The sequence below is a fragment of the Nereida sp. genome, assembly GCF_965655635.1.
Classification (GTDB): Bacteria; Pseudomonadota; Alphaproteobacteria; order Rhodobacterales; family Rhodobacteraceae; genus Nereida.
The window spans coordinates 14758-27503 of record NZ_CBFHHE010000027.1; the positions used below are offsets into that span (position 1 = coordinate 14758).

The window sequence follows — 12746 nt, forward strand, 5'->3', positions numbered from 1 at the left end:
AAACATGATTAAGCGCATCAATTTGAACATGGCGGCTCAAACCTTTTCCTATGGTGTGTCTAGATTGGTGGACGACGGTGCAATTGCGGTGTTCAGACAGCGTCTACTGCAGTTCCAAGCCTTTGGTAATTTTGCCCCCGCGAGGACAAAGCTAACGAGCGTTTATATGAGCCCAAAAACCTTGCCATCCGTGCGGGGACAAAACTGACAAAAGACTTACTCTTCTGCTGCAGCCGCTTCTTCAGCCGGTGCTTCTTCAGCCGGTGCGTTTGCCGCGTCAGCCGCTTTCGCTGCTTTTTCTTCTGCACGTTCCTGCGCTTTTTTGCCTGGAATGGCTTTCTTCATGTTGGCGCGCTCTTTCTTTTCGAGAACACCAGCAGCTTCGAGGAAACGGCTTACACGGTCAGTTGGCTGTGCGCCTTCGCCCAGCCAGTACTGCACGCGCTCCATGTCCAGCTTCACGCGCTCTTCGCTATCTTTAGGAAGGAGCGGGTTGTATGTGCCGAGCTTCTCGATGAAGCGGCCGTCACGTGCCATGCGGCTGTCAGCTGCTACGACACGGTAAAAAGGGCGTTTCTTAGAGCCACCACGGGCCAAACGGATTTTCATAGCCATGAGATTAATTCCTTTGATGGGTTATGATTGGTGTTTTTGGTGATGCTGAATGACTTCAGCGATGATGAAGTTGAGAAACTTCTTGGCAAATTCAGGGTCCAGATCGGCCCTGCCTGCCAAATCTTCTAACCGTGCGATCTGATGCGCCTCGCGCGTGGGATCGGACGGGGGAAGGTCGTGTTCGGCTTTGAGTTTCCCCACTGCCTGTGTGTGCTTGAAGCGCTCTCCTAGGGTGTACACAAGGATCGCATCCAAGCGGTCAATACTCGCGCGGTGCTCTGCCAAAACGGCGGCGGCTTTAGTTACTGCATCAGTCAAGAGCCCATCCTTTCGGGGTGAATTCAGGATCGCGGTAGTGATCAATTTCCATTTCTATACCGTGACGCAGCTGGCTGTTGTGCAGCGCGTTTGGTGTCGGGTGGCGGTAAACCACATCGTTGTCATCAACGCTGGCTGCATCCGCATCTTTGGTACAGCCAAGACGTTCGGCCAGACGGATTGCTTCAAGGTTTTTGGGGTCAAGATAGCTGACGGCAGTGTCCCAGTTCAGCGTTTCATAGGCATAGTCGCGTACCGCATGCGTAGCTTCAAGCGCGATGCCGCGGCCCGCCACTTTGGGCCAGATGATCCATGCTAATTCTGCAGTAGGCCAGCCCGCGGGCTGCCAGACACCAGCCATACCATAAGTCTCGTCGGTGATGCGATCATGGATCATCCACATACCAAAGCCGCGAATATTCCAATGCCCGATTTCGGCTGCATAAAGCATCCACGCCTCATAGGCATTCAGAGGGCCGCCCATAAACCGCGAACGGTAGCTGCTGAAGGTGGTTTTGAAGTCGGGGTAATCCTCAGCCTCTGGCCCGCGCAGGGACAGCCGCTTTGTATTGAGGACAGGGATATTGGCAGTGTGCATTACGTGGCCCTTCCCTGAACAACGTCAAAGATTGGCGCGGCAAAAATAACCGGCGCAAAGCCGAGCATGATGCGCGCTGTGTTGATGATCGCGGTGCGGATCATTTCTTTTTGCCAAAGCTCGTCAAACCGGGGGGCAAACCGCCGCCACCACCGAGGCCGGGGAAACCGGCCAAACCACCAGCACCGCCAAGACCCGCTGGCATTTTGCGACCCGCCATTTGTTGCTGTGCTGCTTCAATCTCGGCTTGGGAAGGGCCGCCTTTTCCGAACATGCCTTTCATGGCTTGTTTCATCATGCCGCCTTTGCCCATCTTGCCCATTTTCTTCATCATATCGGACATCTGGCGGTGCATTTTCATGAGCTTGTTCAATTCGCTCACCTCAAGGCCAGCGCCGTGTGCGATGCGCTTTTTGCGGCTGGCTTGCAAAAGCTGCGGGTTGGCGCGCTCTTTCTTGGTCATTGAATTGATAAGCGCGATCTGGCGGCGCAGAATGCTGTCGTCGAAACCGCTTTCCTCAACTTGCTTGGCCATCTTTTTCATGCCGGGCATCATGCCCATGATGCCTTCCATTCCGCCCATTTGAAGCATCTGGTTAAGCTGCATCTTAAGGTCGTTCATGTTGAACTGACCTTTCTGGAAGCGCTTCATCATGCGTTCGGCTTGTTCGGCCTCAATGGTTTCTTGCGCTTTTTCAACCAGGCTGACGATATCGCCCATGCCAAGGATACGGCCTGCGATACGTTCGGGGTGGAACTCCTCAAGAGCGTCCATTTTCTCGCCCAGACCCACAAACTTGATCGGCTTGCTTGTAACTGCGCGCATAGAAAGCGCCGCCCCGCCCCGTCCGTCACCGTCCATACGGGTCAGCACAACGCCAGAAATACCAATCTTTGCGTCAAATTCTTCGGCCACTTCCACGGCGACCTGACCTGTCAGGCCATCGACAACCAAAAGCGTCTCGCGCGGGTCCACCACATCGCGGACGTCCTCGACCTCTTTCATCAGGGTTTCGTCGATCTGCAAACGGCCCGCCGTATCAAGCATATAGACGTCATAGCCGCCCATTGTTGCCTGCTGCTTGGCACGTTTTGCAATTTGCACAGCGCTTTCACCGGCAACGATTGGCAAAGTATCTACGCCAATCTGTGTGCCCAGAATGGCCAACTGTTGTTGCGCAGCGGGGCGATAAATGTCGAGAGAGGCCAGCAGAACGCGTTTGCCGTTTTTCTCTTTCAGCCGCTTGGCAAGTTTACCGGTGGTTGTCGTTTTACCGCCACCCTGCAAACCGACCATCAAAATGGGGGCAGGGGCGTTGTCAATTTTTAGTGACCCGATCTCGCCTTCGTCACCGGCCAATACATGGACCAACTCGTCATGGACGATTTTGACGACCTGTTGTCCAGGCGTGACCGATTTAGTGACAGACTGTCCTGCAGCCTTTTCTTGCACGGCCTTGATGAAGTCACGGGCAACGGGCAGGGAAACGTCAGCCTCAAGAAGAGCCACACGTACTTCGCGCAGCGCTGTTTTGACGTCATCTTCTGAAAGCGCACCCTGCTTGGTCAGCCGATCGAATACACCTGATAGGCGATCTGATAGATTTTCAAACATACGCGTGCCCCTTTGCACTTTGTTCCATTTGGCCCAAACATAAGGGCCAATCCGAAAAACCCCAAATACCCCCGTGGGCGCAACGCGCTGACGGAGGGCGATCTTTGGTAGATACCATAAAGACCGGAAGTTTGAGACTTCCGTGATTTGGCTCGCGTTTAGGCCGAGCGGCGTACTGAGTCAATAGAAGCGGCGCCGTACTAATATGTGTCCGCCTTCTTCTAGAAGAGCAGCTGTGGTGAACGGGCAGAAAGCAAGACTGCCTATCTGCCCGCCTGATTGTGTGGCCTTACGACAGGGCTGCGATTTGCTCTTTGGCTTCGGCTAATTTGGCTTCTGCATCCGCCCCCAAACGATCAGCCGCGATCACGGTCACATCGGTGATGCCGATGAAGCCCAAAAAGAAGCGCAACCACGGTGTTGCGAAATCAATCGGGCTGTCCACTTGCGTGCCGCCGGAAGTCACGACCACATATGCTTTTTTGCCCTCAAGTAGACCTTTGGGGCCATCCGCGCTGTAGCTAAATGTGCGGCGAGGGACGGCAACTTGGTCGGCCCATGCCTTAAGGGCGGCAGGTGGCGCGAAGTTGTAGATTGGCATGCCGATTACGATTGCGTCGGCGGCTTCAAGTTCTGCGATCAAGGTGTCTGACAACTCAAGTGAGGCGGCTTGCTCGGCTGAGCGGTCAGCCTTTGGCAAACTGCGGCCCGTAACAAAGCCCAAGTCAACAAGGGCAGGAGGCGTTGCGGCCAAATCACGGGTGGCAACAGTGCCGCCCAGTTTTGCAACGACCGCGTCTACAAGCATACGGCTTGAGGCAGAAACAGTATTGGATGACGTATCAAGGCGAAGAATATTGGAGGGCATGTACTGTGCTTTCTAGCTGAAAAAAACTCTGATCTTTCTTCTATTAGATCTGCAACTTTGAGCATATTGCGCAAAGTTGTGGCGCGTTCTGTTGAATTGTGCACAGTGAAATTTGCGGATGATTGAGAGACGGAGTGGGTCATGAATGATTGGGATGAAATACGCACGGCCTTTCAGGTGGCGCGCAACGGTACCGTAAGCGGGGCTGCCGAGGTATTGGGCGTGCATCATGCTACTGTAATTCGCCATATTGATGCGCTTGAGGGCAGGCTTGGTGTGAAGTTGTTCCAGCGCCACGCGCGCGGCTACACTGCAACGGAAGCCGGTCAAGACTTGTTGCAGGTTGCGGCTACTACGGATGAACAATTCACCCAGCTTGTTGGGCGCCTCAAAGGGCGGGGCGAGGGGGTGTCTGGTGATTTTGTTGTGACATCTCTTGCGGGCATTTCGCCGCTTTTGAGTGGTGTGGTCAGTGATTTTCAGGTCCAGCACCCTGATTTGCGCGTACGGTATCTGACGGGTGAACGGTTGTTCCGCCTTGAATACGGCGAGGCCCATGTCGCCATTCGCGCAGGCGCAGCACCGGATCAGCCAGACAATGTTGTGCAGAAGTTCATGAAGCAACGTATGTGCCTTGTGGCGCACGAAAAATATGTGGCGCGTAAAGGGCTGCCGAAAAACGGCGATCTTTCAGGGCATGGCTTTGTGAGCCACGACAGCCGTTCTTCGCGTGCGCCGTTCATTCAATGGTTGGGGCGTGAAGTCCCTGAAGATCAGATTGTGTTCCGAACTTCTAATAATCGTAGCATGGAAGATGCGATTGCTGCGGGTGCTGGCATTGGGTTTGTGCCTGAATGGGAACTAGCCATGCGTGACGATCTGCACGAGGTGATGCCATCCCTTGATGAGTGGTCCGTCCCGATGTGGCTTGTCACCCACGTAGATTTGCACCGCACCGCCAAAGTGCAGGCATTTCTAAAGCATTTAAAGAGTGTGGCTAAGACGTGGACGTTCGCGCAGGACTAAGCGCTGTCTTGTGGCGTTATTCATCTTCAAGCTGCGTGGCAAGAAACGCCTCAAACGCATCAAGGTTCACTGGCTCGAATTGACCAAAGCTTTGCATCCAAGTGCTGGCACCGCGTAGCGCATCCGGCTCAAGCTTGCACCACTTTACCCGCCCGTGTTTTTCTTGCGAGATAAGTCCCGCCTTTTGCAAGATGATGAGGTGCTTACTTATGGCAGCCAAAGACATGTCAAAGGGTTCTGCCACGTCAGTCACTGCCATGTCGTCTTCAAGCAGCATCGACAGGATCGTGCGGCGTGTGGGGTCCGCGAGCGCGGCAAATGTTGCATCCAGATCAGTCATGTTATGAATGTAATTGGGGGCAAAAATGGTGATCGTCAACCATTTGGTTGAATAATGGATTTTGCTGAAACCTGTCGCATCGTCTGCGATGAAATATCATTTATATTACTTATCAATGGGTTAGAGTGTGTCTGGCGTTATTGACACGGATGCATTCTGGCAATAGCTAACCGCCAAGACCACGAAAGGTGTGGGCATGGTAAATGAGCCTGATAAAAGACGGCTTGAAGAGCTGGATGCGCGTATCAATGCGCTGAAGGACACCCAAACGCCCAAACCGAAAGTGGAAGAGCATTATTCAATGGCCCAGCAGGGTTGGCGAATGGTGACAGAGTTGGTCTCCGGTCTATTGATCGGGGTTGGCTTGGGATACGGTCTGGATGTGCTTTTTGGTACGCTGCCGATATTCTTGGTCGTATTTACATTGCTGGGTTTCGTTGCTGGGGTGAACGTTATGATACGCACCTCCAAGGAAATTCAGACCGAAGCGGTGGCTCATGAAGTCGCCAAGCAGAGCAAAGAGGGCTAAGTATGGCGTCGAACACAGAGCAAACCGCTGGTCAAACACCAAAGGGTACTAAAGGTATTGGGTTCGCGCTGATCGCAGCTGCGATTTTGCTGTTTGTTGTCGGGCTGGTAGGGACGAAAGATCCTGCTCTTTCGATCCACCCAATGGATCAATTTGAAATTAAACCAGCATTTGGTGGCAAAGAACTTTCTATTTTCACAGTCACGAATAGCGCGGTCTGGAACTTCTTAGCAGTGCTCGCTGTGTTAGCACTAATGGTTGTCGGTACGCGCGGCCGAGCGATTATTCCCAGCCGAGTTCAGTCAATTGCTGAAATGGCTTATGGGTTCGTTTACAAAATGGTGGAGGATGTCGCCGGTAAAGATGCGCTTGGGTTCTTCCCGTATGTGTTCACGTTGTTTTTATTCATTGTAGTAACCAATTTTCTGGGTCTGATACCGACATCTTTTACTCCGACTGCACAAATTGCGGTAACCGCTGTGTTGGCGATGGGGGTGTTTTTGACAGTGACACTCGTAGGATTTGCTAAGAATGGTACAGGTTTTTTGGGTTTATTTTGGGTGTCATCAGCACCGCTACCGCTGCGCCCAGTCTTGGCCGTGATTGAAATAATTTCGTACTTTGTCCGCCCAGTGAGCCATTCTATCCGCCTTGCGGGTAACGTAATGGCCGGCCACGCTGTTTTGAAAGTCTTTGCCGGGTTTGCTGGCGCACTGGGAGCGTTTTCCGTTTTGCCCATCATGGGTGTTGTGGCGATCTATGCTCTTGAGGTGCTGGTTTCATTCATCCAAGCTTACGTTTTTACAATTTTGACGTGCGTTTATTTGAAAGACGCGCTTCACCCGTCTCACTAAGATCGAGACAATACCAACGACTACTACTTTTAAATTCCAAACCAAGGAGAAATGGATATGGAAGGCGATATCGCACAAATGGGTCAATTCATCGGCGCAGGCCTGGCAGCAATCGGTTCTGGTGCCGCTGCTATCGGTGTAGGCCACGTTGCTGGCAATTTCCTGGCAGGCGCTTTGCGTAACCCATCTGCCGCTGCTGGCCAGACTGCTACTTTGTTCATCGGCATCGCGTTTGCAGAAGCTCTGGGGATCTTCTCGTTCCTCGTCGCTCTGCTTCTGATGTTCGCTGTCTAACCTTTGAACCTACCATTTCTTGACGGCAGCCCGTCCTAACCGACGGGCTGCCATCAAACTTCAAGGTTCAAGGAGGCCAAGATGGCAACTGATACATATGGCGCAGAACATGGGGCAGAAGCCGCTGGCATGCCTCAGCTTGAGTTCTCGACATTCCCAAACCAGATTTTCTGGTTGGTGATCGCGCTTATAGCGATCTACCTGATCCTTAGTCGTGTGGCATTGCCACGGATTGCTGCTGTTTTGGCAGAGCGTTCAGGGGCCATCACCAACGATCTGGCTGCTGCAGAAGACCTGAAACAACAGGCTCTCGATGCAGAAAACGCATACAACCAAGCACTGGCAGATGCTCGTGCTGAAGCGCAGAACATTGCAAATGCAACGCGTTCCGAAATCCAGAAAGATTTGGATAAAGCAATCGCGAAGGCAGATGCAGAGATTGCCGCGCGTACAGCTGAATCAGAAGCAGCAATCGCTGAAATTCGTGCTGGCGCCAAAGAGAGCATTGAGGAAGTCGCTAAGGATACGGCCAAAGAATTGGTCGCTGCACTTGGCGGAAAAGCAGATGCACGCAGTGTAACCGCTGCTGTTACTGCGCGGATGAAAGGGTAAGCTATGAACAAGTTTCTGACACCTGCATTCGCCCTTTTTGCAACACCTGCATTGGCAGCCGAAGGTCCTTTCTTTGATCTCAAGAACACAGACTTTATTGTTCTGTGTGGCTTCTTGGTGTTCATGGGCATTCTGTTTTATTTCAACGTCCCATCCATGTTGATGGGTATGTTGGATAAGCGGGCCGCTGATATCAAGTCTGAACTGGATGAGGCGAAAGCCCTGCGTGAAGAAGCACAGACCTTGCTCGCGACATACGAGCGCAAGCAAAAAGAAGTGCAGGCACAAGCAGATCGCATCGTTGAAAAAGCAAAGGCCGATGCGGAAGCCGCGGCCGAGCAAGCCAAAGTCGATCTGAAAGATTCAATTGCGCGCCGCCTTGTGGCAGCGGAAGACCAGATTGCATCGGCAAATGCCGCTGCCATGAAGGACGTCCGTGATAGCGCGATTGAGGTTGCGATCGGTGCAGCACGCGACGTTGTTGCGAAGCAAAGCACTGCTGCCAGCCTTAACAAATCTATCGATGACGGTATCGTTGAGGTTGCAGCCAAGCTGCACTAATTCGACCAAATCAATAAACAGTAAGCCCCGTGCCCAATTTTGTGCGCGGGGCTTTTGTGTGTGGTTAGCGCTTTAATTCTTTGTCGAGGCGTTTTTGTGCGATCAACTCATGAGCTTCGCGCTTTTGATGGTTATCAAGTGCGGCTTCCACAAAATCCAAATGGGCAGTTACTGCATGGCGGGCGGCGTCAGGGTCGCGGGCTTGGACAGCTGCATTCATTGCACCGTGCTGCTTCAATAGAGTGTCACGTGTCGTGCGCTGTTTGAACATGATGCCACGGTTGTAAAACACGCCTTCTTTCAACAGATCAAACATCGAGCGCATCATGTGAAGCATGATAATGTTGTGGCTGGCTTCGATAATGGCCATATGAAAATCTGCATCCAAACGCGCTTCGTCGGTTGAGTTACGTTTGGCGTGTGCGGCCTCCATTTTTTTATAAATTGTGTCGATAATTTTGAGGTCGGTGTCAGAGCCATGCACAGCGGCGCGTGCCGCGGCGATGCCCTCCATGTCACGGCGAAACCGAATATAATCAAAAACGGCTTCATCGTGGCTGGCAAACAGGGACACTAAGTTCTGATTAAATGCTGATCCAAGGACCTCTGCCACGTAGATGCCCGCGCTTGCCCGCGTCTCTAATAGCTTTTTGTCCTGCAACTCGGCCACCGCCTCACGAAGAGACGGACGTGATACGCCGAGGCGTTCGGCAAGGTCGCGCTCGGAAGGTAATCGCTCGCCTGGTCGCAGAACGCCGCGCAGAATAAGAAGTTCAATCTGGCGCACAACCGCGCCAGATAATTTCTCAGACCTGATCGGATCGAATGGCATATGGCCTCCTTGGATTGGTCAAACAATATGACCACCAAGCAAAATTGCCAATAGATCAGGCGTCAGTGGGCCGGATAATGAATTCAACACGGCGGTTCTTAGCGCGGCCTTGGGGAGTTTCGTTGGTGGCAATGGGGCTTGTTTCGCCTTGCCCTAACGCGCGTAGACGCCGTGGCGCGACGCCAGCATCCATCAAAACAGACGCAACCGCCTGGGCGCGACGAGTGGATAAATTAGCGTTGTATTCTTCGGACCCCGTGTCATCCGTATGACCATAAATGTCGATTGTACTGTTGGGATAGCTTTGCAGGTTGCCAGCCAAAGCACGCAGGTCTCGCTTAAGATCGGCGCGCACATCGGCGCTGTCTGTTCTAAACAAAACATTTTGCGGCATTGTCACGATCAATTCTGAGCCCGTGTTTTCAATGGTGATACCGCTACTGGAAAAGTCATCCCGCAGATCTTGCGCTTGCCGATCAAGGCGGGCCCCGATTGCACCGCCGACACCTGCACCTATCAATGCACCAACCACCGCTTGTTCGCGGCGCTGACTACTGGTGTCGCCCTTGATCAGGCCGGTCGCCGCACCCGCAAGTGCGCCAATGACAGCGCCGTTTTTGGTGCGACGGTTCGGATCATCAGGGCTGACGACGCCCTCAAATTCCGTACAGGCGCTAAGCGACAGCGTCGCGATTGTGCTGATCGGTAGGGTTTGCTTCAAAAACATTGGTAGCCTCATTATGCATATTCTTTGGCTTCCTTGATTGAGGCTAATATGCGTCAGAGCAGTGTGTTATCCAATATCAGTACGGATTGATGCGCCAAAATACGCCGAGGTTGCGCTACGCGTCCTATGTCAGCCGCGCAGTTTCATAGGCCAGCATCGCGCGCTTGACGGGAAGGCCCCAGTGATATCCCCCCAAGCCGCCTGATTTACGCAGCGCCCGGTGACATGGGATTAACCAACTGACGGGGTTGCGCCCAACTGCAGTACCAACGGCGCGGACCGCCTTTGGGCTGCCCACGGCGTGCGCGATTTCGGAGTAGGTGGTGACGTGGCCAGATGGGATCGCGAGCAGCGCCTCCCAGACTTTAATCTGAAAGGGTGCGCCCATCAGGTGCAATTTCGTGTCACCGCTTTGATTTAAGGCGGCACCTACCCATTTCTCAAGGGCGGTGGGGTTTTCAACGAAATGCGCGTGGGGCCAACGGCCAGACATGTCGCGCCATGCTGCGTCTGCACCGCAATCATCGCTGAACGCGAGGCCGCAAAGCCCGCGGTCGGTTCCCATGGCCAGTGCTTGCCCAAAAGGGGTTGCGAACCAGCCGAAACGAATGGTCAGGCCTCTTCCCTTGCGGGCAAATTCACCGGGGCTCATGGCTTCCCATTTGACAAATAGATCGTGAAGGCGGCCTGTACCAGATAACCCTACTTCAGCTGCCGTATCCAGGGTTGTGAAGTTATTGTGCAGCATGTTTTTGGCGTGACTGAGGGTCAGAAACTGTTGAAAGCGTTTGGGTGAGACACCTGCCCACTGACTGAATGTGCGCTGAAAATGCGCCGCACTCATTCCCATTTCGCTGGCGATGTCATCAAGCGATAGCTGTTTGCCGTCGTGGGAATCAATCACCTCAATGGCACGTTTGATCAGCCCGTAGTGATAGGGTTCGGATTGATCTATCTTGGCCATTTATGTGGGTCCTTGCTGCTAAGCCCTAATGCAGCGTAACCCAGATGCGCTATGGTTTGCGACCCAGTTCTTGCGGGTTTTAGGCCGCTCAAATGATATCGCGAATATTGAGATTTTGTGGGATAAGCCTGCGCATTAGCTTTGCCTCCCATGCGGTTAGGACGCGGCGGGGTGCTTTGTGGGTTGGATCCAAAATATCGGTTTTGGTGCTTGGGGGAATTCTAATTCGTTGGCCTTGCACATAGCCACAGCTTTCAATCCACAATCCGTTTACCATGATCAATGCATGCATTGGCAAGACGAGAGTGTGATAAACTAAGGGCCGCGCGCTGACGTAGCGGGATACTTTTCGGCGTGACAGTGAGATGATGGGGCAAACGGCTTCTTGAACGGAGAAGTGAATTTCAATCAGCGGATGTTGCATCATCACCATTTGCAGCGGAGCCATATAGAGCGGGTCGCTTTGCCGTGAGATGCCCCCCCTCGGGCAGGGGGAGGACAAGCGGATCGGGCAGTGGGTTGTTCTCAGTGCCGCGGGTACGCTCAATATGGCGCAAAGGCTGCAGGCCGTGATCGCGCGTCACCAGTTGATCGCCCACCGCAAGCCACTCAACGGGTAGCTCCCCTTGTGAGGTCATTACATATGAGCCTGGCCCAAGTCCTGATAGCACGGATCGCGTCTCCCGTTTGGTATTAGAGGTCCCTTCGTAGTTACCCCCTAAGCGGCTAACAGTGCGTAAACGCGCGTCCATGCTTTCACGGTGTTTTTGCGAAAATTTTAATGGGTTGGCCGCGCTGAGGGGGCGGAGTGGGCGAAAAACCTTGCCGCGTTTGCGTACAGCGGGCATAGCTTTTGTCATGGTAAAGCAGCTCGATTATCACACCATGCGCGAGATATTTACGCGCTTTCATGCAGCCGACCCCGAACCCAAGGGTGAGTTGGATCACGTCAATGCCTACACGCTTGTGGTGGCCGTGGCGCTGTCTGCGCAATCTACAGATGTGGGCGTGAACCGCGCGACGCGTGAGCTGTTCAAGATAGCTGACACCCCTGAAAAGATGCTGGCTTTGGGTGAAGAAGCGGTGATTGAGCACATCAAAACGATCGGGCTTTATCGCAACAAGGCCAAGAACGTCATCAAGTTGAGCCGTATTCTGGTCGAAGAGCATGGTGGCGTCGTGCCTAATTCGCGCGCGGCCCTTGAGGCGCTGCCTGGTGTTGGGCGCAAAACGGCTAATGTCGTGCTGAATATGTGGTGGGGGATGCCTACGCAGGCCGTAGATACGCATGTTTTACGTATCGGGAACCGCACGGGCATTGCTGTTGGCAAAGATGTGGTTGCGATTGAGCGCGCAATCGAAGATCACGTGCCGGCTGACTTTCAACATCACGCGCATCACTGGCTGATTTTACATGGCCGATACGTGTGCAAAGCGAGAAAACCCATGTGCAGCACGTGTTTGATCCGTGACCTGTGCACCTTTGAGGACAAGAATTTATGAAAACGTACAAAGTCGTTGGCATCGGTAATGCCATTGTTGATGTGCTGACCCAATCGGATGATCAGTTTTTGGCGCATATGGGCATCGAAAAAGGCATTATGCAGCTGGTCGAGCGTGAGCGCGCCGAGACGCTTTATGGTGCGATGGACAACCGTGTCCAAGCACCTGGCGGTTCTGTCGCTAATACGCTGGCGGGCCTAGGGAACCTTGGGTTGAAGACGGGCTTTGTGGGTCGGGTCGCTGACGATGCGCTCGGGACGTTTTACGCAGATGCGATGGAGCAGGGCGGTACAGATTTCGTAAACGCGCCCGTCGCCGGAGCAGAGGCGCCTACATCGCGGTCAATGATTTTTGTGAGCCCAGATGGTGAACGCTCGATGAACACCTACCTGGGTGTGTCGGCAGAACTGGGTCCTGATGATCTTGCGGATGGTGTGGCTGATCAGGCAGAGATTGTGTTTCTGGAAGGCTACCTTTTCGACAAAGATAA

At 53.4% G+C, this 12746-nt stretch carries 19 protein-coding genes; 8 read left to right on the forward strand and 11 right to left on the reverse strand.

Annotation, left to right across the window (positions count from 1 at the left end; all coding sequences use genetic code 11):
* Positions 1 to 216: 216 nt before the first annotated feature.
* The 5 genes from rpsP to ACTF5M_RS08840 all read right to left on the reverse strand — a co-directional run bounded on the left by rpsP (position 217) and on the right by ACTF5M_RS08840 (position 4014).
* On the reverse strand, positions 217 to 615 hold the full coding sequence (gene rpsP, locus ACTF5M_RS08820) for a 30S ribosomal protein S16 (protein ID WP_438960650.1): 399 nt from the start codon (positions 613 to 615) through the stop codon (positions 217 to 219).
* Between the two features lie 21 nt (positions 616 to 636).
* Complete coding sequence (locus ACTF5M_RS08825) at positions 637 to 933, reverse strand: chorismate mutase (RefSeq protein ID WP_048599175.1); 297 nt, start codon at positions 931 to 933, stop codon at positions 637 to 639.
* Positions 926 to 1531 carry a GNAT family N-acetyltransferase gene (locus tag ACTF5M_RS08830; RefSeq protein WP_438960651.1) on the reverse strand — a complete coding sequence of 202 codons (606 nt, stop codon included), beginning with the start codon at positions 1529 to 1531 and terminating at the stop codon, positions 926 to 928. Before ACTF5M_RS08830 ends, ACTF5M_RS08825 begins: the two co-directional genes overlap by 8 nt.
* Positions 1532 to 1631: 100 nt before the next feature.
* A complete protein-coding gene (gene ffh / locus ACTF5M_RS08835) occupies positions 1632 to 3146 on the reverse strand; it encodes a signal recognition particle protein (protein WP_438960652.1) in 1515 nt (504 codons plus the stop codon).
* A 289-nt stretch (positions 3147 to 3435) separates the two neighbouring features.
* Entirely contained in the window at positions 3436 to 4014 is a 579-nt protein-coding gene (locus tag ACTF5M_RS08840) for an FMN-dependent NADH-azoreductase (protein ID WP_438960653.1), read from the reverse strand.
* 141 nt (positions 4015 to 4155) lie between these two features.
* On the opposite strand from ACTF5M_RS08840, the gene ACTF5M_RS08845 reads away from it, so the two are divergent.
* Positions 4156 to 5040 (forward strand): LysR family transcriptional regulator, encoded by an 885-nt coding sequence (locus ACTF5M_RS08845; protein WP_438960654.1) that lies wholly within the window; start codon positions 4156 to 4158, stop codon positions 5038 to 5040.
* Between the two features lie 16 nt (positions 5041 to 5056).
* On the opposite strand, the gene ACTF5M_RS08850 is transcribed toward ACTF5M_RS08845, so the two are convergent.
* Complete coding sequence (locus tag ACTF5M_RS08850) at positions 5057 to 5380, reverse strand: ArsR/SmtB family transcription factor (RefSeq protein ID WP_438960655.1); 324 nt, start codon at positions 5378 to 5380, stop codon at positions 5057 to 5059.
* 196 nt (positions 5381 to 5576) lie between these two features.
* Between ACTF5M_RS08850 and ACTF5M_RS08855 the strand changes: the two genes are divergently transcribed.
* From ACTF5M_RS08855 to ACTF5M_RS08875, 5 genes are all read left to right on the forward strand, one after another.
* A complete protein-coding gene (locus tag ACTF5M_RS08855) occupies positions 5577 to 5909 on the forward strand; it encodes an AtpZ/AtpI family protein (RefSeq protein WP_438960656.1) in 333 nt (110 codons plus the stop codon).
* A gap of 2 nt (positions 5910 to 5911) precedes the next feature.
* Positions 5912 to 6763, forward strand: coding sequence for a F0F1 ATP synthase subunit A (locus tag ACTF5M_RS08860; protein WP_438960657.1), 852 nt, complete (start codon positions 5912 to 5914; stop codon positions 6761 to 6763).
* Positions 6764 to 6820: 57 nt separating this feature from the next.
* Complete coding sequence (locus ACTF5M_RS08865; RefSeq protein ID WP_048599181.1) at positions 6821 to 7057, forward strand: F0F1 ATP synthase subunit C; 237 nt, start codon at positions 6821 to 6823, stop codon at positions 7055 to 7057.
* 81 nt (positions 7058 to 7138) lie between these two features.
* The gene (locus ACTF5M_RS08870) at positions 7139 to 7669 is read left to right on the forward strand and encodes a F0F1 ATP synthase subunit B' (RefSeq protein ID WP_438960658.1); all 531 of its coding nucleotides are present in this window, start codon (positions 7139 to 7141) and stop codon (positions 7667 to 7669) included.
* Between the two features lie 3 nt (positions 7670 to 7672).
* Complete coding sequence (locus tag ACTF5M_RS08875) at positions 7673 to 8230, forward strand: F0F1 ATP synthase subunit B (protein WP_438960659.1); 558 nt, start codon at positions 7673 to 7675, stop codon at positions 8228 to 8230.
* Positions 8231 to 8294: 64 nt separating this feature from the next.
* Here the strand turns inward: ACTF5M_RS08875 and ACTF5M_RS08880 are convergent, their stop codons facing one another.
* From ACTF5M_RS08880 to ACTF5M_RS08900, 5 genes are all read right to left on the reverse strand, one after another.
* Entirely contained in the window at positions 8295 to 9062 is a 768-nt protein-coding gene (locus ACTF5M_RS08880; RefSeq protein WP_438960660.1) for a FadR/GntR family transcriptional regulator, read from the reverse strand.
* Positions 9063 to 9117: 55 nt separating this feature from the next.
* Positions 9118 to 9789 carry an OmpA family protein gene (locus tag ACTF5M_RS08885; RefSeq protein WP_438960661.1) on the reverse strand — a complete coding sequence of 224 codons (672 nt, stop codon included), beginning with the start codon at positions 9787 to 9789 and terminating at the stop codon, positions 9118 to 9120.
* Between the two features lie 124 nt (positions 9790 to 9913).
* A complete protein-coding gene (locus ACTF5M_RS08890) occupies positions 9914 to 10753 on the reverse strand; it encodes a bifunctional helix-turn-helix domain-containing protein/methylated-DNA--[protein]-cysteine S-methyltransferase (protein ID WP_438960662.1) in 840 nt (279 codons plus the stop codon).
* A gap of 88 nt (positions 10754 to 10841) precedes the next feature.
* Positions 10842 to 11201, reverse strand: coding sequence for a hypothetical protein (locus ACTF5M_RS08895; protein ID WP_438960663.1), 360 nt, complete (start codon positions 11199 to 11201; stop codon positions 10842 to 10844).
* Complete coding sequence (locus ACTF5M_RS08900) at positions 11158 to 11613, reverse strand: Hint domain-containing protein (RefSeq protein WP_438960664.1); 456 nt, start codon at positions 11611 to 11613, stop codon at positions 11158 to 11160. Before ACTF5M_RS08900 ends, ACTF5M_RS08895 begins: the two co-directional genes overlap by 44 nt.
* On the opposite strand from ACTF5M_RS08900, the gene nth reads away from it, so the two are divergent.
* Positions 11612 to 12256 carry an endonuclease III gene (nth, locus tag ACTF5M_RS08905; protein ID WP_438960665.1) on the forward strand — a complete coding sequence of 215 codons (645 nt, stop codon included), beginning with the start codon at positions 11612 to 11614 and terminating at the stop codon, positions 12254 to 12256. The two genes, ACTF5M_RS08900 and nth, sit on opposite strands and share 2 nt — an antisense overlap.
* On the forward strand, positions 12253 to 12746 hold a 494-nt coding region (locus ACTF5M_RS08910; RefSeq protein WP_438960666.1), incomplete at its 3' end, for an adenosine kinase. The genes nth and ACTF5M_RS08910, both read left to right, overlap by 4 nt.